The organism is Pelomonas caseinilytica (genome assembly GCF_021353235.1).
GTDB lineage: Bacteria > Pseudomonadota > Gammaproteobacteria > Burkholderiales > Burkholderiaceae_C > Pelomonas > Pelomonas caseinilytica.
In genome coordinates this window covers 1-22799 of sequence record NZ_JAJTWT010000016.1, presented here as the reverse complement: position 1 = coordinate 22799, position 22799 = coordinate 1, and the positions used below count along the sequence as shown (strand labels likewise).

The following is a 22799-nucleotide window of genomic DNA, read 5'->3' as shown; positions in this document are numbered from 1 at the left end:
GCGGCAGCACGACGAGGGCGTTGAGCGCGATGATGGCTGCCACGGCATCATCTTTGCGCCAACGCTTGCGCACCTTCGTGACGCGCGGCCTCTCCCTGCGGGCCAAGCTCCTGCTGCTGGCGCTGCTGCCGCTGTTGGCCTCGCTGGCGCTGATCGCGCTGGCGGTGCGCCAGCAGGAAAGCTCACTGGCCGCGCGCGAGCATGCCCTGGTGCGCGCCAGCTACATGGACGCGCGGCGCACCGAGCTCAAGCACTACGTGGACCTGGCCGTCAGCACGCTGAAACCGCTGCAAGGCCAGCCCGGCGGTCCTCAGCAGGCACTGCAGCTGCTGTCCTCGCTGGACTATGGCACCGACGGCTACTTCTTCGTCTATTCGCTCGACGGCCGCGTGCTCATGCACTCGCGCCAGCCCGAGCTGATCGGCCGCAACCTGTGGGAGCTGCGCGACCCGCTCGGCCGGCCCACCATCCAGCAACTGATCGCCCAGGCCAAGGCCGGCGGCGGCTATGTCGAATACCTGTGGCGCAAGCCATCGAGCAGCCTGCTCGCGCCCAAGCTGGGCTATGTCGTGATGGTCCCCGAGTGGCAATGGATGCTGGGCACGGGCCTGTACCTCGACGGCATCGAGGCCACCATGGCCGAGCTGGAGCGCGGCGCGCGCCAGAACATCACCACCACGCTGCTGTGGGTGGGCGCCGTGGCCGTGCTGGGCGTGGCGCTGATCAGCGCGGGCGCCCTGGCCCTCAACCTGAGCGAGCATCGCAGCGCCGAGGCCAAGCTCCGCGCCCTGGCGCGCGAGGTGGTGCAGAGCCAGGAAGACGAGCGCGCGCGCCTCGCGCGGGAGCTGCACGACGGCGTCAGCCAGGCCCTGGTTGCGACCAAGCTGTTGATCGAATCGGCCCAGCATGAGCCTGCAGGCGCCGCCCGGCTGCAGGACCTCGCGCTCAAGCGCCTGAACACCACGCTGGCCGAGGTGCGCCACCTGTCCCACGCCCTGCGGCCGGCCCTGCTGGACACCCTGGGCCTGCCTGCCGCGCTGCAGCACCTGGCCGGCGAGTTCGACGCGGCCGGGGGCACGCGCTTCACGGCGACGGTGGAGGGCGAGGAGACCGAGCTGCCGGAGGCCGTCAAGACGGCGCTGTTCCGCATCGCCCAGGAGGCGCTGAACAATGCCGCCCGCCACGCCGGCGCAACGCAGGTTGGCCTGACCCTGCGTTTCGACGGCGGCGGCGGGCTGGCTCTGGAGGTGGCCGACGACGGCGGGGGCTTCGACGCCGAGGCGGCCCAGGCGGTGGCCGACCGGGGCCTCGGCCTGCGCAGCATGCGCGAGCGGGCCGATGCGCTCGGTGCGCGACTCAGCCTCGTCACGGCGCCGGGGGTGGGCTGCCGGCTTGCCGTCAAACTCTCGGCTGCCGACCTCGCCCGCGCCGCCGCATGACCTCGACCCCCATCCGCATCCTGCTCGTCGACGACCACCCGATGGTGCGCGAAGGCCTCGTCGCGCGGCTGCAGGCGGTGCTGCGCTTCGAGGTCGTCGGCGAGGCCGGCAACCGCGCCGAGGCGCTGGAGCAGCTGGCGCGCACCACGCCGGACGTGGTGCTGATGGACGTGGGGCTGAAGGAGGTCAACGGCATCGCGCTGGGCGCGGAGATGCTGGCTGCGCGGCCGGACATCAAGCTGCTGATGTTCAGCATGTATGACAACCCCGAATACGTGCAGCGGGCGCTGCAGGCCGGAGCGCGGGGCTATGTGCTCAAGGACGCGCCGGCGACCGAGATCGTCTCGGCCATCGATGCCGTGGCGGCGGGCGGCACGTTCCTGAGCGCAGCGGTCTCCGGCCGGCTGTTCCGCGGGCAGAGCCCGAAGCCGGTGCTGACGCCGCGTGAGAGCGAGATCCTCGCCTTGCTGGGGCAGGGCGCCTCGAGCAAGCAGATCGCGCGTCAGCTCGACCTCTCGGTTCGCACCGTCGAGGCCCACCGGCAGAGCATCAAGCGCAAGCTGGAACTCGACGGGCAGGCCGAGCTCATCCGCTACGCGGTCGAGCGCTCGCGCGAGCCCTGATCAGCGGCGCCCTGATTAGCGGCGGTAGGGGCCGTAGCCGTCGCGGTCGCGTTCCCAGCGCTCATGGCGTTCGTGCTCGCGGCGCCACTGCCAGTCGTCGTGGCGGTGTTCCCAGCGGCGGTCGCGGTAGCCCGCCTCGTAGACGATCTGCGGCGGCGGGGCGTAGTAGACGTCGCGGTAGACGTAGCGGGGTGGGGGCGGCGGCGCGTAGACGACCGGGGGCGGGGCGTAATAGACGGGCGCCGGCTCCACGTAGACCGGGGCGGGCGCCACGACGACGCCGGGTGCGGGCAGGTTGATGCCGATGCCGACCGACCAATGTCCGCCGGCATGGGCGGAGCCGGCGCCGAGGAGGGCGGCGGTCGCGAGGGTGGTGGCGAGGATGTGACGAAGCATGTGAACCTCCTGCAAAGCCGTGCGAGGGGCTTTTCGATGGCTGATCAACGTCTGCCGATGCCGCTCGTTGACGCCCCTCGGGCCGGGTTCGTAAGGGAGTGTGTTCCGGGGCCTGTGACGGCGTACGAACTGCGGGATAGCGGGGCGCACCGCCTCCCTAAAAGAAGGGCCCACGGAGCCCGTTTTCACACGGCAGCAAGGTTGCGAAGACCCGTGCGCAGCTGTATCTTTGCCGCCGAGACATAACGATAAAAGTAAGCGGGAGAAACGGGTGGTCGAAGTCGATGTACCGCGTGCATCCGCGGTTGGTGCCCAAAGCTTCACGGAGAAGCCGCCTGGCTTTTCCGTCCGCCCGATGCAGGGCAGCGATGAGGCGTCTGCGCTGGCGCGCATCTGGCACGTCACACAGGTGGATGCCCACGACGACGGCGATGAGACGTTGGATCTCGAGGCGACGAGGCGCTACATCGACTGTGTCCTGCTGCCATTGCACGAAGTGATCGTCGCTGCGAGCGGTGGCGTGCCGGTCGGCTTCCTCGCGCTGCGCAGGAACCATGTCGCACAGCTGCACGTGGCGCCCGCCTGGCAACGCCGCGGCATCGGGACCGCGCTCCTCGGTTGGGCCAAGGCGCAAGGATGGACCCGGCTGTCCCTGTCGTGCATTCGCGAACGCGTAGGCGGGTTCTACGAGGCCAGCGGCTTTCGCGCCAAGCGGGTTATACGCACCACGCAAGCGTGTACTTATGTCGATTACGAATGGCGCCTGCGTCAAGCGCCTGTCATGTATGCGTCCGCCAAACACACCTTGACGGTTGCCCTCCGGAGCACGGTGCAGATTCCCAGCCCTTGACACCGGGGATGGGAATCGCCGTCCAACGGCGAACGGTCTTCAGCTCGGTGACCAGCGATGCGGCAGCAACTCGTCGATCCGGTTGACGGGGTGCGTCGGCAAGCGATCCAGCACGTCCTTGAAGTAGGCGTACGGGTCATGACCGTTGATGCGGGCCGAGTGCAGCAGGCTCATGATGGCCGCGGCGCGTTTGCCCGCCCGCAGGCTGCCGGCGAAGAGCCAATTCGATCTGCCGACGGCAATTGGGCGGATTTGGTTCTCGACCCAATTGTTCGAGATTGGCACGTCGCCGTCATTCACGAAGTGTGTGAGTTCCTTCCAGCGCTTCAAGCTGTAGTCGATGGCCTTGATGGTGGCGGAGCCAGGCGGCACCAACTGCCGTTGCCCCAGCAGCCATCGGTGGAACACGGCGAGGACCCGTCGTGACTTGCGCTGCCGGATGCGCCGTCGCTCTTCAGGGGTGATCTGCTCGGCCTGGCGCTCGATGCTGAACAGGACTTGGTAGAAGCGCAGCGCCTGCTCGCCGACCTTGCTGCCGTGGTTGGCCCACAGCTCGTGGAACTTCCTGCGGCTGTGCGCCATGCATTGGGCAGAGGTGACCCCCTTGTCGACGCAGGCCGAGTAGCCGCTGAACCCGTCGGTGACGAGCGTGCCCTGCCAGGCATCGGACGTGTCCAGCCGCAGGAAGTCCCGCACGTTCTCGCCGCTGCGGGTCTCGCTGAACTCGTACACCACCGCCTTGACCGGGTCGGTGCTGGGCGTGCAATACGACCAGATGTAGGCCTTGTGGGTCTTGCCGTTACCGGGCTTGAGCATCGCCACCGGCGTCTCGTCGGCATGCAGCACCATGTGGCGCCGCAGCTCGTCGGCCAGGGCCTGCACCAGGGGCTGCAGCTGCGCGCCGCATTCCCCGACCCACTGGGCCAGCGTCGAGCGGGCGATCAGATGGCCGGCGCGGGCGAAGACCGCCTCCTGCCGGTACAGGGGCAAGTGGTCCATGAACTTGGCCACCAGCAAGTGGGCCAGCAGGCCGACCGTGGGGATGCCCTTGTCGATCACGTGGGCCGGAACCGGTGCCTGCACGAGGCGCTCGCAGCACTTGCAGACCCACTTGCCACGGACATGGCGCTCGACCGTGAAGACGCCAGGTTGGTAGTCCAGCTTCTCGGACACGTCCTCGCCGATGCGCTGCATGGCCTTGCCGCAACCGCAGGTCGTGTCGGCAGGCTCGTGCGGCACGTCGCGACGCGGCAGGTGGGCGGGAAGCGGCGCGCGCTTGGGCGCCTTCTTCTCGTCCTCGTCCTTATGGTCGGTCTTCTTGCGATGGCGCTGCAGCTCGCCGTCGAGCTCATGGATGTCGGTGTCCAGCGTCTCTTCCAGCAGGCTTCGCTGCTCGGGCGAGAGGGTGCTGGCGAAGCGCTCGCTGGTGGCGGCGAACTTCATCCGCTTGAGGATCGCCATCTCGTGCGTGAGCTTGTCGATGAGCGCCTGCTTGAAGGCGATCTCGGCGTCACGCTGCTGGACCTCGGCGAGCAGCGACTGCACGGCCTGCCGCATCTGCGGGTCCAAGGCGTCCAGTTGCTGCGCGCTGATCATGGACAGCCATCGTGCCGCAGCGTCGCTCTCAGCACATCGGCACATCCAGCAATTGCCCGTGCCAGGGCACTGCTCTTCAGATCGTGCGGATGATGCCGGCCTCGCCCAGGCGCTGCCACGGCAGGCCGAGCACCAGCGCGTCGAGCTGCACGCGCGTCAGGCTTTGCGTGCTGGTGCCGCCCAGCGGCCACGAGAACTTGCCGGCGTTGAGCCGCCTGGCCGCGAGCCACACGCCGATGCCGTCATGCACGAGAACCTTCATGCGGTTGGCGCGGCGGTTGGCGAAGAGGTAGGCGTGGTGTGGCTTGGCAGCGCCGAACACGTTCACGACTCGGGCCAGCGCCGCCTCGGTGCCCAGTCGCATGTCCAGTGGCTGCACAGCCAGCCACACGGCGTCGATGCGAATCACCGCAGCAGCTCGCGGATCCACGCGGCCAGCTCAGCCGCCCCGCTGACTGGCCAAGTGACGGTGATCACGACGGGCCCGCGACGGAGCTCGACTCGGACATCAGCCGCTACGGCGTTGGGCACCGCAGGAGCCGGAAGCGACAGCGCCACGAACCCACTTGCCTTGGCGGGACCGGCAAGACCCTCGCCCCGAGACAGTTGCCTCCAGCGGTGGACGATGTTGGCATTGATGCCGTGGACCATCGCGACCTTGGCGACCGACGCGCCCGGCTCGTCACACTCAGCCAGCACCTGCGCCTTCTGCGCCTCGCTGTACCGCCGCCTCGTCTTCTTGTCGCTTGTCATCGCGTCCACCTATCGTTACGTGGACAGCATCCTTGTCGTGGGCGACCCCTCGTTCAAGATGACTTTGCCGGACGCCTACCCTGTCATTGACGCAATGAAGGGAGATTCAAATGGCTGACAAACGTACCTGGGGTGACACCTACACCTTGTTGACGAAGGGGCCGTCGTGTTTGAAAGGGGCGGCGAACGTCGCCAAGTGGAAAAAATGCATGGAACTTCCTGACACCGCGACGGACGCTGAACGCAAGCAGTGCTTCAAAGACATGCAGGACGTGTACAAGGACTGCACGACGGCATACAAGGCGTATGTGGGCTCAGGCGGCAAGGATGTACCGCCGCCCCCCAAGCCGCCGGGCGTATGAGGAGGTGCGGCCATGGAGAGTTCTGCAATACGAGAGTACGCCAGGCAGCTGGATGCATGGGCTGGCTCGGCAAATGCAAAGATGCTGCGAGCCGCCGAGCTGGACAGCAAGCGAAGCGCGGTGGGCGCCAAGCTGTCGAAATTGCTCCGCGACTACGCCGTTGAATTGGACAAATGGGCGGCGTCAGCCAACGCGAAGATGAAAGCGGCCGCGCAGGCTCAGGACAAGGCGCTGGCGGCGGGCTCGAAACAGTCACAGCTGATCCGGGAGTACGCCGAGTCGCTCAACGCGTGGGCGCTTGCAGCGCACGTGAAGATGAAAAAGGCTGCGGGCCGCTAGGGGTGGTGCGGATGGCTTGAGGGTTGACCCTTAGGTGGTGCCGCGTGGATGGTGCGCGTGGCTTGACCGATGCCCTTCGGCTGGTGTTTTTCGACACTGCCCGGACGGTAGCGCCGCCCTTCGACGTGCGCACCGCATCGGAGACAAGCCCCCATGCAGAACCTGCGCCGCCACCTCGCCTGGGCGGGTGTCGCGATCCTGGGCGCCGCATCCCTCGCCACCGTGGCCCTGAGCCGCGGCGAGACGATCAGCGCCCTGTGGGTCGTGGCTGCCGCCCTGTGCACCTACCTCATTGCCTACCGCTACTACAGCCTGTTCATCGCCGACAAGGTGCTGGGGCTGGACGCCCAGCGCCAGACGCCCGCCTGGAAGTACAACGACGGCCTGGACTACGTGCCCACCAACAAGCACGTGCTCTACGGCCACCACTTCGCGGCCATCGCCGGTGCCGGCCCCCTGGTGGGCCCGGTGCTCGCGGCGCAGATGGGCTACCTGCCGGGCCTGCTGTGGATCCTGGCCGGCGTGGTCTTCGCCGGGGCGGTGCAGGACTTCATCGTCCTCTTCATCTCCACGCGCCGTGACGGCAGGTCGCTGGGCGACCTCGTCAAGCAGGAGATGGGCACGGTGCCCGGGTTGATCGCCCTGTTCGGCGCCTTCATGATCATGATCATCATCCTCGCGGTGCTGGCCCTGATCGTCGTGAAGGCGCTGGCCGATTCGCCCTGGGGCACCTTCACCGTGGCCGCCACCATCCCCGTGGCCCTCTTCATGGGCGTGTACCTGCGCTTCATCCGCCCGGGGCGCATCGGCGAGGTGTCGGTCATCGGCTTCGTGCTGCTGATGGGCGCCATCTTCGGCGGCCAGGCGGTCAGCGAGAGCGCGACGCTCGCGCCCTTGTTCACCTTCACGCCGGTGAACCTGGTGTGGGCGTTGATCGGCTACGGCTTCGTCGCCGCCTGCATCCCCGTGTGGCTGCTGCTGGCCCCGCGCGACTACCTCAGCACCTTCCTGAAGATCGGCACCATCGTCGCCCTGGCCATCGGTATCGTCATCGTGGCGCCGCCGCTGAAGATGCCCGCGCTGACGCAGTTCGCGAACGGCACCGGCCCGGTGTGGGCAGGCAGCCTCTTTCCCTTCCTCTTCATCACCATCGCCTGCGGTGCGGTGTCGGGCTTCCACGCGCTGATCTCCTCGGGCACCAGCCCCAAGCTGCTGGAGAACGAGACCCACGCCCGCTACATCGGCTATGGCGGCATGCTGGCCGAGAGCTTCGTCGCGGTGATGGCGCTGGTCGCGGCCTCGTGCATCGAGCCGGGCGTGTACTTCGCGATGAACAGCCCGGCTGCCGTCGTCGGCAAGGACGCCGGCACCGTCGCGCAGACGCTGTCCACCTGGGGCTTCGTCATCACGCCCGACATGCTGACCCAGGCCGCGGCCGACGTGGGCGAGAAGACCATCCTGGCCCGTGCCGGCGGGGCGCCGACCCTGGCCGTCGGCATGGCCGAGATCCTGCACCAGGTGGTGGGCGGCAAGGCCATGATGGCCTTCTGGTACCACTTCGCCATCCTCTTCGAGGCGCTGTTCATCCTGACGGCCGTGGATGCCGGCACCCGCGCGGGCCGCTTCATGCTGCAGGACCTGCTCGGCAGCTTCGTGCCCTCGCTCAAGCGCACCGAGAGCTGGGTGGCCAACCTCGTCGCCACGGGCCTTTGCGTGGCGGCCTGGGGCTACTTCCTCTACCAGGGCGTGGTCGACCCGCTGGGCGGCATCAACACGCTGTGGCCCCTGTTCGGCATCGCCAACCAGATGCTCGCTGCCGTGGCCCTGCTGCTCGGCACCGTCGTCATCTTCAAGATGAAGAAGGACCGCTATGCCTGGGTGACGGCCCTGCCCGCGGCCTGGCTGCTCGCCTGCACGATGACGGCAGGCTGGCTGAAGATCTTCTCGCCCGACCCCAAGCTGGGCTTCCTGGCGCACGCCGGCAAGTACGCCGCGGCCGTCGCCGAGGGCAAGGTGCTGGCACCGGCCAAGACGCTGGCGGCCATGGAGCGCGTGGTGTTCAACGACCGCCTCGACGCGGCGCTGTGCGCCGTCTTCATGGGCGTGGTGCTGAGCGTGCTCGTGTACAGCGTCAAGAGCATCCTGGCGGCGCGCCGCCAGGGCCGTCCGACGGCGCAGGAGACCGCCTTCGTGCCGCTGCCGGCGGGCCAGCATGCGTGAGCTGGGTGACCTGGCCCGCGATGCCGCCCGCGCGGGGCGGTATCTCACCCAGGGCCTGCGGCTGATGGTGGGCGTGCCGGACTACGGCACCTACCTGGCCCATCACCGGGCCACCCATCCCGACCGCGAGCCCATGAGCTACGAGGCCTTCTTCCGCGAGCGCCAGGCGGCGCGCTACTCGGCCCGCCAGGGCAAGTGCTGCTGACGGGTCAACCCCGTGGCGCCCTCGGCGCCAACGCCCCTAGGATCACACGACGATGACCTGGGAGCGTTGACGATGAAGATGCTGCGATCCTTGCTGACGGTGCTGGCCCTGGCCGGCGGAGCCGCCCTGGCGGCCGACCCGCCGGCCTACCCGGGCCTGCCGAGCGAGACGCCGGAGTCCGTCACCCCGGCGACCGACAGCTTCGACTACGAGAAGCGCGTGGTGCAGATCCCGATGCGCGACGGCGTCAAGCTCAGCACCGTCATCCTCATTCCCAAGGGCGCCCATGACGCGCCCATCCTGCTGACCCGCACGCCTTACAACGCGGCCGAGCTGACCAGCCACAACGAGAGTTCCCACCTCGCCGCGCTGATCCAGGGCTATGACCACGCCGCCGACGTCATCGTCGAGGGCGGCTACATCCGCGTCGTGCAGGACATCCGCGGCAAGTACGAGTCCGAGGGCGACTACGTGCTGACCCGCCCCTTTCGCGGCCCGCTCAATCCCACGCCGGTCGACCACGCCACCGACACCTGGGACACCATCGACTGGCTGGTGAAGAACCTGCCCGAGAGCAACGGCCGCGTCGGCATCATCGGCATCTCCTACGACGGCTTCCTGTCGCTGGCGGCGCTGGTGGACCCGCATCCCGCGCTCAAGGCCGCCGTGCCCATGAACCCCATGGTGGACGGCTGGCGCGGCGACGACTGGTTCCACCACGGCGCCTTCCGCCAGCAGGGCATGGGCTATGTCTACGAGCAGGTCGTGACGCGCAAGAACGAAGCCAAGTGGTTCAGCAGCCATTACGACGACTACGACACCTTCCTGCAGGCCGGCTCGGCCGGTGAGCTCGGCCGTCGCCGCGGCTTGGGCCAGAGCGGCTACTGGCGCAAGCTGCTCGCCCATCCGGGCTATGACGACTTCTGGCAGCAGCAGGCCATGGACAAGCTGCTCGCGGCCCGGCCCCTGACCGTGCCGACCCTGCTGGTGCACAGCCTCTGGGATGCCGAGGACATCTATGGCGCGCCGGCCGTCTACAAGGCGCTGACGGCGCGGGCCGATTCGGCCCCGCTGGTGCGCATGGCCATGGGGCCGTGGGTGCATGGAGGCGCCATCGGTGACGGCAGCTTCATCGGCGCGATCAAGTTCCGCAGCGACACCGCCTGGGAGTTCCGCCAGCAGGTGCTCAAGCCCTTCCTGGACGAGCATCTGCGTGGCATCAAGCCGGCCCGGCCGCTGGCGCGGGTGACGGCCTACGAGACCGGCACGGGGCGCTGGCTGGGGCTCGACGGCTGGCCGCGAGGCTGCACGGCCGGCTGCCGCATCCAGCCCACGCCGCTCGCGCTGCAGCCCGGCGGTGCCTTGACCCTCGGCGGCGCGCCGCGCGGTGGGGACGCCGGGTTCGATGAATATGTCTCCGACCCCGCCAAGCCCGTGCCTTATCGCCAGCGGCCCATCCGACCCATGGGTTATGACGAGGCCAAGGGCCTCACCTGGCCGCGCTGGCTGGTGGACGACCAGCGCGAGGCTTCGGGCCGCACGGACGTGCTGGTCTACACCAGCGAGGTGTTGACCCGCGCGGTCAAGATCGCCGGCGAGCCGGTGGCCCGCCTGGTCGCATCCACGAGCGGCACGGACAGCGACTGGGTGGTCAAGCTCATCGACGTCTACCCCGACGAAGTGCCGGCCCAGCCGGCGCTGGGCGGCTACCAGCTGATGGTGTCGGGCGACATCTTCCGCGGGCGCTACCGCGAGTCGTGGTCGCAGCCAAAGGCGCTGAAGCCGGGCGAGCCGCTGGCCTACAGCTTCTCGCTGCCGAACGCCAACCACGTCTTCCTGCCGGGGCACCGGATCATGGTGCAGGTGCAGTCGAGCTGGTTCCCGCTCTACGACCGCAATCCGCAGACTTTCGTGCCGAGCATCTTCGATGCGAGGCCGCAGGACTATCGGGTGGCGACGCAGAGGGTGTATCGGCGTAGCGTGGTGGAGTTGCCGGTGGTGGTGGCGGAGTGAATGGGCGGGTTCGGTCGCCGTTGCTGAAAGCCTTCCGACCCGGGGGCTTGTTTTGGTCGGGTTGCCTTTGCATCGAGCCTTTTCCACTCTCTGCACCGCCGCGGGAATCCGCCCCGCGAGGGCGGGTAACTTTTCTCTGTCGGCGCCAGAGAAAAGTCACCAAAAGAGAGGCGCTTTAAAGCGAGCATCCCAGCGCGCTTGAGGCTCGGACCGGGCTACAGGCGACCCGCTTCGCTCTCGCCGCTGTCCTTGTGACGAGCCCGATGCCGCCACTGTCCGTGCGCCTAACGTCGGCTGCACGCCGAACTCACGAGTTCAACGCAAGCGCCGCTCGGGCGGCGCGTCGTGGCATGTGGTGTCTTCATTGGTGAGCCCGGCGTGCAGCCGGCGTTAAGCGGCGTGGAGGTCCGATTTGTGGTGCTCGGGATAGGGACAGCGGCGAGAGCGCAGCGGGTCGCCTCGGGGCGCTTCTCGGCGTTCAACGCAGCAGGGCGCTGGGTTTAGAGCGCCTCTTCTTTGGTGACTTTCTTCTGGCGCTGACAGAAGAAAGTTACCCGCCCTCGCGGGGCGGATTCCCGCGGCGGTGCAGAGAGTGGCAAAGGCTCTCAGCAAAAGCCACCCGACCAAAACCAAAGCACCGAGCCGAAAGGCTCTCAACAGAAGCTACCCGACAAAAACCAGAGCACCGAGGTCGCAAAGGCTCCCCGCCAGACTCAGAGCGTCGTACTCCGCCGCCTCGCCATCGGCGGATTCTTCGCAAAGTACTTGGCGATCCCCGTCGCCAGCGCGTCCACCAGCTGGTCCTGGTAGTCCGGGTCGCGGAGCTTCTTCTCTTCCTCCGGGTTGGAAATGAAGGCCGTCTCCACCAGGATGCTCGGGATGTCCGGCGCCTTCAGCACCGCGAAGCCGGCCTGCTCCACCTTGGCCTTGTGCAGCCGCCCCACCTTGCCGATCTGGCCCAGCACCTCGCCGCCGAGCTTGAGGCTGTCCTTGATCTGGGCCGTCGTGCTCATGTCGAGCAGGGCACGCAGCACGTTGGCGTCGTTGGTGGCCGCACCGACGTTGACGCCGCCGACCATGTCCGCCGCGTTCTCGCGGTTGGCCATCCAGCGCGCGGCAGCGCTGGTGGCGGCGCCGTCGCTCAGCACGAAGACCGAGGCGCCCCGCGCCTGCGGCGTGAAGAAGGCGTCGGCGTGGATGGAGACGAAGAGATCGGCCTGCACGCGCCGCGCCTTGCGAACCCGTTCGTGCAGCGGCACGAAGAAGTCCGCATCGCGCGTCATCAGCACCCGGATGTTGGCGTTGGCCGTCAGGCGCTCGCGCAGCTTGTGGGCCACCGACAGCACCACGTCCTTCTCGCGCAGGCCCGACGGGCCGACGGCGCCCGGGTCCTCGCCGCCGTGGCCGGGGTCGAGGGCGATGATGATGAGGCGGTCGATCTTGGGTTCGGCCGCCGCCGCGGGCGGCGGGGGCGGCGCGGGTTTGGACGCGGCAGCCACCGGTGGCTGCGGCAGCGGCTGCGGCAAGGGGGCCGAGGAGGCGGGCGGCGCCGGCGGACGTTCGATCTTCTGGATCAGCTCGCCCAGTGCGTCGTTGACCGCGCTGGCCGCGGCCTCGGCCCGCTGGGCCGGCGTCGTCGCGGGAGCTGGCGCCTTCTCGCGCTCCTGCACCAGGGCCAGCAGCGGGTCGGCCTGGAACTTGGGATAGAGGTCGAAGACGAGGCGGTGCTTGTAGGCCGCCACCGGCGTCAGCGTGAAGATCTGCGGCGCCACCGGCTGGCGCAGGTCGAGCACGATGCGCACGACGGTGGGCGTGTTCTGGCCCACGCGCACGCCGCTGATGTAGGGGTCGTCGGGCTTGACCTTGCCGATCAGCTCGCGCAGCCCGGGGCTCAGTGCCAGGCCCTCGATGTCGATGACGAGGCGGTGCGGCGAGTCGACGAGGAAATGCCGGGCCGCCAGCGCCTGGTCGGACTCGATGGTGACCCGCGTGTACTCCTGCGCCGGCCACACGCGCACGGCGACGATGCTGGCCTGGCCGGGCTGGGTCGGCGCGGCCAGGGTTTGCGGCGCCTTGAGCAGCAGGGCGAGGAGGCCGAGCGAGGAGCGGCGGCGCATCGTCGTCATGCCAGCGCCTCGACGAGGCGCGGCGCGCCGACGGCCCGCACGTCGCGGCCATCGCCGGATGTCGGTTCGATGAAGAGTTGAAGGTCGGGGGCGGGCAGTTGGCCCGCGGCCTTCTCGGGCCATTCGCAGAGCTTGAGGCCCGGCGCCGCGAAGACGTCGCGCAAGCCCGCGTCCTCCCACTCGCGCGGGTCGCCGAAGCGGTAGAAGTCGAAATGACTGGCCGTGGCGCCGCAGGGCAGGGCATAGCTTTCCATGACGGCGTAGCTCGGGCTCTTGATGCGGCCCTGCACGCCGAGGGCGCGCAGCAGCAGCCGCACGAAGGTGGTCTTGCCGGCGCCGAGCGGGCCGTGCAGTTCGATGAGGGCGTTCGGGGCGGGGAGCAGGGCCCGGGCCAGGCGCTGGGCGGTGGCTTCGGCGGCGGCCTCGTCGGGCCAGTGCAAGCGCGTTTCTAGAATCAAGGCCAAATGCAGGATGTCCCGTCCACTGTCGATGCCGCCGCGCTGTTGGAGCGTTTGCGCGGCTGGGCGCATGAGCTGGGATTCTCACAGATCGCAGTGGCCGATGTGGACCTGTCGAGCGCCGAACCCGGGCTGCTGGCCTGGCTGGCCGCCGGCCATCACGGCAACATGCACTACATGGCCGCCCACGGCCTCAAGCGCGCCCGGCCGGCCGAACTGGTTCCGGGCACGCTGCGCGTCGTCACCGCGCGCATGGACTATCTGCCGCGCTCCACGCCGCCGGGCTGGCAGGCCATCGAATGGGCCGGCCTGGCCGACGCTCGCCAGGCCCAGGTCTCGATCTACGCCCGTGGCCGGGACTATCACAAGGTGCTGCGCCAGCGGCTGCAGAAGCTCGCCGAGCGGCTGCAGGGCGAGGTGGGCCCGCTCGGGCATCGGGTGTTCACCGACTCGGCGCCGGTGCTGGAGGTCGAACTGGCCACCCGCTCGGGCCTGGGCTGGCGCGGCAAGCACACCCTGACCCTGCACCGCGACGCCGGCTCGATGTTCTTCCTCGGCGAACTCTTCGTCGACCTGGCCCTGCCGCTCACACCGCCCATCAGCGGCCATTGCGGCGAGTGCCGGGCCTGCCTGGACGTCTGTCCGACGGCGGCCATCACGGCGCCCTACCGGGTCGACGCGCGGCGCTGCATCTCCTACCTCACCATCGAGCACGACGGCCCCATTCCGGCGGAGCTGCGCCCGCTCATGGGCAACCGTGTCTACGGCTGCGACGACTGCCAGCTGGCCTGCCCGTGGAACAAGTTCGCCGCGCCGGCGGTGCTGGCGGATTTCGATGTGCGGCCGGGCCTGGCGGGCACGCCGATTGCCGCGCTGCTGGGCTGGGACGAGGCCGAGTTCCTGCGCCGCACCGAAGGGTCTGCGATCCGCCGCATCGGTTTTGTGCGCTGGCGCCGCAACCTCGCCGTGGCCGCGGGCAATGCGCTGCGCAAGGTGGACGACGCGGCGCTGCGGGCGGCGCTTCAGCGGGCCGGGGAGGGTGCCGACCCGGTGGTGGCGGAGCATGTCGCCTGGGCCCTGTCCGCGCCGCAGCCTCCCGGCGCGTTATCGTCCGCACCGCCTTCCGTTGGAGCCCTCGAATGAACCTGCCGATCCGCCGCCACGCCGCCGTCCTGGCCCTGGCCGCCGCCGTCTCCCTGCCCGCCCAGGCGTTGCGTTATGAGGGCCAGGATTTCGCCGACACGCTGCAGCTCGACGGCACCAGTCTCCAGCTCAACGGTGCCGGCAAGCGCCAGGTGGCCATCTACCCGCTCTACCTTGCAGCCCTGTACCTGCCGCACAAGACGACCACGCCGGACGCGGTCTATGCCCAGCCCGGGCCCAAGCGCCTGGAGATGCGCATCGTCATCCCGCTCGTGAAGGACGTCTCCACGCAGGAGTTCGTCAAGGCCGTCGACAAGGGCGTGCAGCGCAACTGCACGGAGGCCGAGAAGGCTGCGGTGGCGGAGCGCGTGCGGCAGTTCAATGCCGCCATCACCGAGGTCGGCCGCGTGAAGAAGGGCGACCTGCTGCGCATCGACTACCTGCCGGCCCAGGGCGGCACGGTGCTGACGGTGAACGGCAAGGTGTGGGGCAAGCCCATCGAGGGCCAGGATTTCTACACCGCCTTCCTGAAGGTCTTCCTCGGCGAGAAGGTCACCGACAACCGGCTGCGCGCCGGGCTGCTCGGACAGCCGGCGTCCTGATCTAGGGCTAGCATCGGCTCTCCAGAACACCGGAGACCGATGACATGCAACGCCGTTCCGTCCTCCAAGCCGCCGCGCTGGCCGGCCTCAGCCCTCTCGCCTGGGCCGAGGGCTATCCCGCGAAGCCCGTGCGCCTGATCGTGCCGTTCGCGCCTGGCGGCACGACGGACATCATTGCCCGCATCGTCTCCGAGCGCATGGCCAGCCTGCTCGGCCAGACCATGGTGGTGGACAACAAGGCCGGCGGCGGCGGCACGGTGGGCGCCACCGAGATCTCGCGCGCCGCTCCCGACGGCTATACCCTCGGCGTGGCGACCGTCTCGACGACGGCCGCCAACCCGGCCATCAACCCGAGGATCGCCTACAACCCGCTGACCGACTTCACGCCCATCATCAACATCGCGGCCACGCCCAACGTGATCGCCGTGCATCCGAGCTTCCCCGCGCGCGACTACAAGGGCTTCGTCGCCGAGCTCAAGAAGAACCCCGGCAAGCACAGCTATGCGACCTCGGGCACCGGCGGCATCGGCCACCTGCAGATGGAGCTGTACAAGACGCTCGCCGGCGTCTTCGTGCTGCACATCCCCTACCGCGGCGCCGGCCCGGCGCTGAACGACACCGTCGCCGGTCAGGTGCCGATGATCTTCGACAACCTGCCCTCGGCGCTGCCCTTCATCAAGGACGGCCGCCTCATCCCCATCGTCGTCGCGGCGCCGCAGCGACTGGCGGCCCTGCCCAATGTGCCGACCTTCAAGGAGGTGGGGCTGGAGCCGGTCAACCGCATGGCCTACTACGGCATCCACGGGCCCAAGAACCTGCCCAAGGAAGTCGTCGACAAGGTGCACGGCGCCGTCAAGAAGGCGACCGAACTCCCCGACGTGAAGAAGCGCATCGAGGACACCGGTTCGCTCATCATCGCCAACACGCCGCAGGAATTCGCGGCCCAGATCGCGGCCGAACTCGACGTCTACCGGAAGGTCGTGGCGGCGCAGAAACTGAAACTTGACTGACCCGGGCATCGAGGCCTTCGTCGAGGCGCTCTGGCTGGAAGACGGCCTGAGCGCCAACACGCAGGCGGCCTACCGGCGCGACCTGGCGGCGCTCGCCGCCTGGCTGGCACCGACGCCGCTGGACGCCTGCACCGAGGCGCAGTTGTTCGAATACGCGGTGGCCCGGCCGGCCGGCAAGGCGACCAGCGCGAATCGGCGGCTGTCAGTCTTCAAGCGCTATTTCCGCTGGGCGCTGCGCGAGGGCCGCATCCAGGCGGACCCCACGCTCAAGCTGACCACCGCGCGCCAGCCGCTGCGTGTGCCCAAGCTGCTCAGCGAAACCCAGGTGACGGCCCTGCTGGCCGCGCCGGACGTGGACACCCCGCTGGGCCTGCGCGACCGCGCCATGCTCGAGCTGATGTATGCCAGCGGCCTGCGGGTCTCGGAACTGGTGACCCTCAAGAGCGCCCACCTGGCCTTCAAGGATGCGGTGCTGCACGTGACGGGCAAGGGCGCCAAGAGCCGCATCGTGCCCTTCGGCGAGCATGCACGCGACTGGCTGGCGCGCTACCTGAGGGAGGCCAGGGCCGAAATCCTGGCCGGGCAGAGCAGCGATGACCTCTTCGTCACCGCGCGCGGCGCCGGCATGACCCGGCAGATGTTCTGGACGCTGATCAAGAAGCACGCCTTCGCCGCCGGCATCACGGTGCCGCTGTCGCCGCATACCTTGCGCCATGCTTTCGCCACGCATCTGCTCAATCATGGGGCGGACCTGCGCGCAGTGCAGCTGCTTCTGGGGCATGCCGACCTGTCGACGACGCAGATCTACACCCATGTGGCGCGTGAGCGGCTGAAGGCACTGCACGCCCAGCACCATCCCCGCGGTTAGCGGCGACCAGCCAGGGCCGGTCTTGCCTCGCTCTGGTGCGCACGCACCGTGCCGAGGCCGAGGGCTTCGGGTTGCCCCGGGGCTTCGATGGTTTCGTTGGTTTCAAGCTGTCGGCGGGCCACAACACCGAGGGGCCAGGCCACGGTGGACCGGGGCAAACTCCGCCGCCATCACAAAGCTTCACGGAGTCGTCATGCCTGTTCACCGCCTTCTGCCGGTCGCCCTGGCCGCTCTCAGCCTCTTCGGCTCGTCCGCCGTGCTGGCCCAGGAGGCCAACAACCTGGAACGCGTCACCGTCCTGGGTTCGCGCAAGTCCTTGCCGGCGGCCTCCTCGACCGACACCCTCGTGCCGGTCGACATCTACTCGATGAGCAAGGTCGCCGAGAGCGGTGGGCAATTCGACCTTGCCCAGTCGCTGCAATACCTGTCGCCGTCCTTCAACTCCACCCGCCAGACGGGGGCGGACGGCGCCGACCTGATCGACTCGGCAGCCCTGCGCGGCCTGGGTTCCGACCAGACCCTCGTGCTGGTGAACGGCAAGCGCCGCCACACGGTGGCCCTGGTCAACCTCTTCGGCGCCCGCAACCGGGGCTCCACTGGGACGGACATGAATTCCCTGCCGTTGCTGGCCATCGACAACGTGCAGGTGCTGCGCGACGGTGCCGCGGCCCAATACGGCTCGGACGCCATCGCCGGCGTCATCAACATCCAGCTCAAGAAGAAGGCCGGCTGCGAGGCGGTGGCCGGTTATGGCCAGTACTCGGCCGGCGACGGCAAGAACTGGCTGGCCTCGGCCTACTGCGGCGTCAAGCTCGGCGGCGGCACGCTCGGCATCACCGGCGAGTGGCAGGATCGCGGGCGCTCGAGCCGCGGTGGTCAGGACTTCTACCCCCGCATCATTGGTGACACCAAGGTGCAGAACAAGACGGTCTACCTCAACGGTGAGTTCCCCATCGCGGGCGACAGCAAGCTCTACCTGACCGCCGGTGCGCAGAACCGCGATGCATCCTCGGCGGCCTGGGCCCGCGGTGGCGTCGGCTCCGACGACATCCCGAGCCGCAATTCGGCAGCCATGTACCCCGACGGCTTCGTGCCCTTCATCAACGGCAAGATCGAGGACCGTTACCTCATCGTCGGCTGGAAGTCCTCCTTCGCCGGCTGGGAGACTGACCTGTCCCAGACCTTCGGCTCCAACAAGCTGCGCTACGACATCAGCCACACGCTGAACGCCTCCATCGCCAACAAGGACCTGCTGGCCGGTGGCAAGGGCGTCAGCCCGTCGAGCTTCAATGCGGGCGGCTTCGGCTTCGACCAGTACACCACCAACTTCGACGTCAGCCGCTTCTTCCCTGAACTGCTGGGTGGCAGCAACGTCGCCTTCGGCGCCGAATACCGCCGCGAGAAGTACAACATCGTTGCAGGCGAGCCGGGCTCCTACATCGATGCCGACGGCGTGGGCTTCGGCGGCAACGCCGGCAGCCAGGGCTTTCCCGGCTTCCAGCCGTCGGACGCCACCCGCCGCAGCCGCAGCAGCCAGGCCCTCTATGTGGACTGGGAGGCCAACCTGACGCCGTCGCTGACGGCCGACGCGGCCGTGCGCACGGAGCACTACAGCGACTTCGGGTCCGAGACGACTGCCAAGCTGGCCGGCAGTTATGCCGTCAACAGCGGCTTCCTGCTGCGCGGCGCGGCGAGCACCGGTTTCCGCGCGCCCAGCCTGCAGCAGCTTTACTTCTCGTCGACCTTCACCGACTTCATCAGCGGCAAGCCGCTGGACGTCGTGCTGGCCCCCAACGGCAGCACCATCGCCAACGCCGCCGGCGTGCCGGCGCTCAAGCAGGAGAAGTCCAGGAACTACACCGTCGGCTTCACCGCCAAGCCCAGCACCGACACGGCCATCACGCTGGACCTTTACCAGATCAAGATCAAGGACCGCATCGTGCTGTCCGGCCGCTTCGATGCCGACAACTATCCGGCGCTGGGGGCGATCCTGCAGGGCCTCGGAGTCGGTCAGGCGCAGTTCTTCGTCAATTCCGTCAACACCCGCACGCGCGGCCTGGACCTCACAGCCTCAACGCGGGCCAAGGTGGGCGCCGGCATGCTGAACACCTTCCTGGCCCTCAACGTGAGCCATACGCTGGTGACCGCGGTCAATGCGCCGGCCTCCTTGAAGGGCTTCGAGGACGTGCTGCTGTCCGAGCGCGAGCGACTCTTCATCGAGCAGGGCGGCCCGCGCGACAAGGAGACCCTGGGCTTCGAGTACAGCCAGGGGGCGTGGACCGGCGAGGCCAAGATCATCCGCTTCGGCGGCCAGACCCTGGGTACCTTCTCTGGCCCGCCGGTGCCCAACCAGGTCTACAAGCCCAAGGCGTCAATGGACCTCGGCCTGAGCTGGCAGGCCACGCCGGCGCTCAAGTTCAGCGTGGGCGGCAGCAACGTCTTCAACGTCCACCCGACCAAGCAGGACCCCAACGAGACCGACAACGGCTTCTACTATGAGAGCTTGCAGTTCGGTCTGAACGGCGCGTCCTACTACGCGCGGATGCACTACCGCTTCTGACCTGGCCGCGGCGGCCCGCCGGGAGGCGGTGCCGCCCTGTGCCCCGGGCCGTGCCTCGCCGCGCGGCTTTGCCGCCCGCCGACAATGCCGGCATGGACCACAGCTTCCTCTCCGCCCTGATCCTGCTGCTGCTGGTGCTCGACCCGCTCGGCAGCCTGCCCATCTTCATCCCCATCATGCGTTCGGTGCCGCGGGAGCGGCGCACGCGGGTGGCGATGCGCGAGGTGGGCATCGCCTTCAGCGTGCTCTTCGCCTTCATGTTCCTGGGCGAGGGCTTCCTGCGGGTCATGCACCTGTCGGAGCGCTCGCTGGAAGTGGCTGGCGGCGTGATCCTCATGATCATCGCCATCCGCATGATCTTCGGCGGCTCGGGCGAGTCGGCCTATGGGTTGGAGCCGGGCCGCGAGCCCCTGATCTTTCCGCTGGCCGTGCCGCTGCTTGCCGGACCGTCGGCGATGGCGACGGTGCTGCTGCTGGCATCGCGCCAGCCCGACCGCATCTACGAATGGATAGGTGCGCTCAGCGCTGCCATGTTGGTGTCGGGCGTCGTGCTGGTGCTGGCGGACCGCATCCGCAAGCTGCTGGGCGACTCGGTCGTCTCGGCGATCGAGAAGCTGATGGGCCTCGTTCTGACGGCCATCGCCGTCGAGATGGTGCTGGCCGGCCTGAAGCGCTATTTCGTCGGCGGGCTCTAAATATGGGGTCAGAGTCGATTAAATAAAATCGACTCTGACCCCATTTTTTGGGCGGAGCGCCTATTTTTGCTTCTTGGCTTCCTTGCCCTTGGGCATGACAGCGGTCATGGGCGCGACCGGCCGGTCGGAGCCGGCGGTCTTGCCGGGCGCGGCGTCCTTCTTGGGCTTCTTCGCCATTTTGTTGCTGCGCTGTTCGGTGTTGGCCATGGGACCTCCTCGCAAGTGAATGGGTAGCGCCGGACTATGCCTCAGCCCGCCAGGTCGGCACACCAGGCGGCGTGGCCCGGCGAGGCTGGCCAGTCATCGGCGGTGATGTCGTAGCGCTTGCACTCCATGTCGTACCAGCGCCCCAGGCCCACGTAGCGCATGCCCAGCCTTTCCATGACCGTGGCCGAGGCCACGTTGGGCGGCTGGCAAACCGCGCAGACCAGCTCGGGCTTCAGCGTCTCGAAGGCCCAGCCCACCATGTGGCGGGCTGCCTCGCTGGCATAGCCCTGACCCCAGGCGTCCTGGCGCAGCCGCCAGCCGGTTTCGAGCGGTCCCTCGGGGTCGCGGTTGAGGTGCTGGATGCAGCCGCTGCCGATCAACTCACCGTCCTCGCGGCGTATGAATCCCCACCATGAATAGCCGAACTCGGCCCAGCGGGCTTTGACACGGTCGATCATGGACTGGGTGTCCTGCAGCGTGTCGGGCCGGCCGGTGATGTAGCGCATGACGACCGGGTCGCGATTGAGGCGGTGCAGACCCTCGAAATGGCGGTCGTCGAGCGGCTCGAGGCGAAGGCGGGGGGGCTGCAGGACAGGCATGGCAAGTGTGAGCGAGCGGGCCATTCTGAAACGACCCGTTCTCACGATTCGAAAGTCACCTTTCAGATCGTGAAAAGCAGCGATGTTGCGGCGCCGCAATTTTTCTCATTATGGTGAATGACGTTTTGCGATTTGAAAAATACAATCTAAGTCACTGTTTTTTAAAGATAAAGTTTTTTGTCTTATATAAGACTTGACCCTCCACAAGCGCCCGGGGCAGGACTAGTCTTGCGCCATCGGTTTTCGATGTTTGCAAGGAGATTTCCATGAGCCGCCTGACCCGTGAACAACAGATCGCAGCCCTCGAGAAGGACTGGGCCGAGAACCCCCGCTGGAAGGGCATCCAGCGCGGCTATACCGCCGCCGACGTCGTGCGCCTGCGCGGCTCCGTCGAGATCGAGCACACCCTGGCCAAGCGCGGTGCCGAGAAGCTGTGGAACCTCGTCAACACCGAGCCCTTCGTCAACGCCCTCGGCGCCCTGACCGGCAACCAGGCCATGCAGCAGGTCAAGGCCGGCCTCAAGGCCATCTACCTGTCGGGCTGGCAGGTCGCCGGTGACGCCAACAGCAACGGCGAGATGTACCCCGACCAGTCCCTGTACTCGGTGGACTCGGTGCCCAAGGTCGTCCGCAAGATCAACGCCACCTTCAAGCGCGCCGACGAGATCCAGTGGAGCGAAGGCAAGGGCGACATCGACTTCTTCGCCCCCATCGTGGCCGATGCCGAAGCCGGCTTCGGCGGCGTGCTCAACGCCTTCGAACTGATGAAGGCCATGATCGAGGCCGGCGCCGCCGGTGTGCACTTCGAAGACCAGCTCGCCAGCGCCAAGAAGTGCGGCCACATGGGCGGCAAGGTGCTCGTGCCCACCCGTGAAGCCGTCAACAAGCTCGTCGCCGCCCGCTTGGCCGCCGACACCATGGGCGTGCCCACGCTCCTCGTGGCTCGCACCGATGCCGAAGCCGGCGACCTCGTCACCAGCGACATCGACGACAACGACAAGCCCTTCTGCACCGGCGAGCGCACGGTCGAAGGCTTCTACCGCACCCGCAACGGCCTGGAGCAGGCCGTCAGCCGCGGCCTGGCCTATGCGCCCTATGCCGACCTGATCTGGTGTGAGACCGGCAAGCCCGACCTGGCCTACGCCAAGGCCTTCGCCGAGGCCATCCACGCCAAGTTCCCCGGCAAGCTGCTGGCCTACAACTGCTCGCCCAGCTTCAACTGGAAGAAGAACCTCGACGACGCCACCATCGCCAAGTTCCAGCGCGAGCTCGGCGCCATGGGCTACAAGTTCCAGTTCATCACGCTGGCCGGCTTCCACAGCCTGAACTACTCGATGTTCAACCTGGCCCACGGCTACGCCCGCAACCAGATGAGCGCCTTCGTCGAGCTGCAGGAAGCCGAGTTCGCCGCAGCCGAGAAGGGCTTCACGGCCGTCAAGCACCAGCGCGAGGTCGGCACCGGCTACTTCGACGCCGTCACCACCACCATCGAAGCCCAGGCTTCGACGGCCGCCCTCAAGGGCTCGACGGAAGACGAGCAGTTCTTCGACGCCAAGCACGGTTGATCCAGGGAACGTCAACTCCCGACTTTCGAGCCCGCCTTGGCGGGCTCTTTTTTGTGTGCGCCCAGCATGGGCGCACATCCTGGAGGTGCAAGTCCTCCCGCGAGCTGGTCACAGTGAGCGAAGCGAAGCGCAACTGCGTGAGGGCGACCGAGCGTGGGAAGGAAGCGTGG

General features: G+C 68.1%; 23 protein-coding genes. 15 read left to right on the top strand and 8 right to left on the bottom strand.

The window, feature by feature from the left end; translation table 11 throughout:
• Window positions 1-65 precede the first annotated feature (65 nt).
• Both LXT12_RS24265 and LXT12_RS24260 read left to right on the top strand, forming a co-directional pair.
• Entirely contained in the window at window positions 66-1439 is a 1374-nt protein-coding gene (locus tag LXT12_RS24265) for a cache domain-containing protein (RefSeq protein ID WP_233394885.1), read from the top strand.
• On the top strand, window positions 1436-2062 hold the full coding sequence (locus LXT12_RS24260) for a response regulator transcription factor (protein ID WP_233394884.1): 627 nt from the start codon (window positions 1436-1438) through the stop codon (window positions 2060-2062). Before LXT12_RS24265 ends, LXT12_RS24260 begins: the two co-directional genes overlap by 4 nt.
• A 15-nt stretch (window positions 2063-2077) precedes the next feature.
• Here the strand turns inward: LXT12_RS24260 and LXT12_RS24255 are convergent, their stop codons facing one another.
• Entirely contained in the window at window positions 2078-2458 is a 381-nt protein-coding gene (locus LXT12_RS24255; RefSeq protein WP_233394883.1) for a hypothetical protein, read from the bottom strand.
• A gap of 271 nt (window positions 2459-2729) precedes the next feature.
• On the opposite strand from LXT12_RS24255, the gene LXT12_RS24250 reads away from it, so the two are divergent.
• Window positions 2730-3308: a GNAT family N-acetyltransferase gene (locus LXT12_RS24250; protein ID WP_233394882.1), complete on the top strand. Its 579-nt coding sequence runs from the start codon at window positions 2730-2732 to the stop codon at window positions 3306-3308.
• Between the two features lie 39 nt (window positions 3309-3347).
• Here the strand turns inward: LXT12_RS24250 and tnpC are convergent, their stop codons facing one another.
• The 3 genes from tnpC to tnpA form a co-directional block, all read right to left on the bottom strand.
• The gene (gene tnpC, locus LXT12_RS24245; protein ID WP_233394881.1) at window positions 3348-4904 is read right to left on the bottom strand and encodes an IS66 family transposase; all 1557 of its coding nucleotides are present in this window, start codon (window positions 4902-4904) and stop codon (window positions 3348-3350) included.
• A gap of 76 nt (window positions 4905-4980) precedes the next feature.
• Window positions 4981-5295, bottom strand: coding sequence for an IS66 family insertion sequence element accessory protein TnpB (tnpB, locus tag LXT12_RS24240; RefSeq protein ID WP_349255049.1), 315 nt, complete (start codon window positions 5293-5295; stop codon window positions 4981-4983).
• Between the two features lie 14 nt (window positions 5296-5309).
• Window positions 5310-5657: an IS66-like element accessory protein TnpA gene (gene tnpA / locus LXT12_RS24235; RefSeq protein WP_233394879.1), complete on the bottom strand. Its 348-nt coding sequence runs from the start codon at window positions 5655-5657 to the stop codon at window positions 5310-5312.
• 110 nt (window positions 5658-5767) lie between these two features.
• On the opposite strand from tnpA, the gene LXT12_RS24230 reads away from it, so the two are divergent.
• The 5 genes from LXT12_RS24230 (at window position 5768) to LXT12_RS24210 (ending at window position 10796) form a co-directional block, all read left to right on the top strand.
• The gene (locus tag LXT12_RS24230; protein ID WP_233394878.1) at window positions 5768-6019 is read left to right on the top strand and encodes a hypothetical protein; all 252 of its coding nucleotides are present in this window, start codon (window positions 5768-5770) and stop codon (window positions 6017-6019) included.
• An 81-nt stretch (window positions 6020-6100) separates the two neighbouring features.
• Window positions 6101-6358 (top strand): hypothetical protein, encoded by a 258-nt coding sequence (locus LXT12_RS24225; RefSeq protein ID WP_233394877.1) that lies wholly within the window; start codon window positions 6101-6103, stop codon window positions 6356-6358.
• A gap of 153 nt (window positions 6359-6511) precedes the next feature.
• A complete protein-coding gene (locus LXT12_RS24220) occupies window positions 6512-8578 on the top strand; it encodes a carbon starvation CstA family protein (protein ID WP_233394876.1) in 2067 nt (688 codons plus the stop codon).
• Entirely contained in the window at window positions 8571-8783 is a 213-nt protein-coding gene (locus LXT12_RS24215) for a YbdD/YjiX family protein (RefSeq protein WP_233394875.1), read from the top strand. Before LXT12_RS24220 ends, LXT12_RS24215 begins: the two co-directional genes overlap by 8 nt.
• Before the next feature lie 72 nt (window positions 8784-8855).
• Window positions 8856-10796: a CocE/NonD family hydrolase gene (locus LXT12_RS24210; RefSeq protein ID WP_233394874.1), complete on the top strand. Its 1941-nt coding sequence runs from the start codon at window positions 8856-8858 to the stop codon at window positions 10794-10796.
• 713 nt (window positions 10797-11509) lie between these two features.
• On the opposite strand, the gene LXT12_RS24205 is transcribed toward LXT12_RS24210, so the two are convergent.
• Both LXT12_RS24205 and tsaE read right to left on the bottom strand, forming a co-directional pair.
• A complete protein-coding gene (locus tag LXT12_RS24205) occupies window positions 11510-12913 on the bottom strand; it encodes an N-acetylmuramoyl-L-alanine amidase (RefSeq protein ID WP_233394942.1) in 1404 nt (467 codons plus the stop codon).
• A 5-nt stretch (window positions 12914-12918) separates the two neighbouring features.
• Entirely contained in the window at window positions 12919-13362 is a 444-nt protein-coding gene (gene tsaE / locus LXT12_RS24200) for a tRNA (adenosine(37)-N6)-threonylcarbamoyltransferase complex ATPase subunit type 1 TsaE (protein ID WP_233394873.1), read from the bottom strand.
• A gap of 24 nt (window positions 13363-13386) precedes the next feature.
• Here tsaE and queG point away from each other — a divergent pair, with 24 nt between their 5' ends.
• The 6 genes from queG (at window position 13387) to LXT12_RS24170 (ending at window position 20258) form a co-directional block, all read left to right on the top strand.
• A complete protein-coding gene (gene queG / locus LXT12_RS24195; RefSeq protein ID WP_233394872.1) occupies window positions 13387-14523 on the top strand; it encodes a tRNA epoxyqueuosine(34) reductase QueG in 1137 nt (378 codons plus the stop codon).
• Entirely contained in the window at window positions 14520-15125 is a 606-nt protein-coding gene (locus LXT12_RS24190) for a chalcone isomerase family protein (protein ID WP_233394871.1), read from the top strand. The genes queG and LXT12_RS24190 overlap by 4 nt, the downstream gene beginning before the upstream one ends.
• Window positions 15126-15169: 44 nt before the next feature.
• A complete protein-coding gene (locus LXT12_RS24185; protein WP_233394870.1) occupies window positions 15170-16135 on the top strand; it encodes a tripartite tricarboxylate transporter substrate binding protein BugE in 966 nt (321 codons plus the stop codon).
• The gene (gene xerD / locus LXT12_RS24180; RefSeq protein ID WP_233394869.1) at window positions 16128-17003 is read left to right on the top strand and encodes a site-specific tyrosine recombinase XerD; all 876 of its coding nucleotides are present in this window, start codon (window positions 16128-16130) and stop codon (window positions 17001-17003) included. Before LXT12_RS24185 ends, xerD begins: the two co-directional genes overlap by 8 nt.
• A gap of 193 nt (window positions 17004-17196) precedes the next feature.
• Window positions 17197-19563 carry a TonB-dependent receptor plug domain-containing protein gene (locus LXT12_RS24175; protein WP_233394868.1) on the top strand — a complete coding sequence of 789 codons (2367 nt, stop codon included), beginning with the start codon at window positions 17197-17199 and terminating at the stop codon, window positions 19561-19563.
• Between the two features lie 92 nt (window positions 19564-19655).
• Window positions 19656-20258, top strand: a complete 603-nt coding sequence (locus LXT12_RS24170) for a MarC family protein (protein WP_233394867.1) — start codon at window positions 19656-19658, stop codon at window positions 20256-20258.
• A gap of 60 nt (window positions 20259-20318) precedes the next feature.
• Here the strand turns inward: LXT12_RS24170 and LXT12_RS24165 are convergent, their stop codons facing one another.
• Together LXT12_RS24165 and LXT12_RS24160 are read right to left on the bottom strand one after the other, a co-directional pair.
• Window positions 20319-20465 carry a hypothetical protein gene (locus tag LXT12_RS24165; RefSeq protein WP_233394866.1) on the bottom strand — a complete coding sequence of 49 codons (147 nt, stop codon included), beginning with the start codon at window positions 20463-20465 and terminating at the stop codon, window positions 20319-20321.
• A 41-nt stretch (window positions 20466-20506) separates the two neighbouring features.
• Complete coding sequence (locus LXT12_RS24160) at window positions 20507-21064, bottom strand: GNAT family N-acetyltransferase (RefSeq protein WP_233394865.1); 558 nt, start codon at window positions 21062-21064, stop codon at window positions 20507-20509.
• A gap of 266 nt (window positions 21065-21330) precedes the next feature.
• Between LXT12_RS24160 and aceA the strand changes: the two genes are divergently transcribed.
• Window positions 21331-22629, top strand: coding sequence for an isocitrate lyase (aceA, locus tag LXT12_RS24155; RefSeq protein ID WP_419964793.1), 1299 nt, complete (start codon window positions 21331-21333; stop codon window positions 22627-22629).
• Window positions 22630-22799 lie beyond the last annotated feature (170 nt).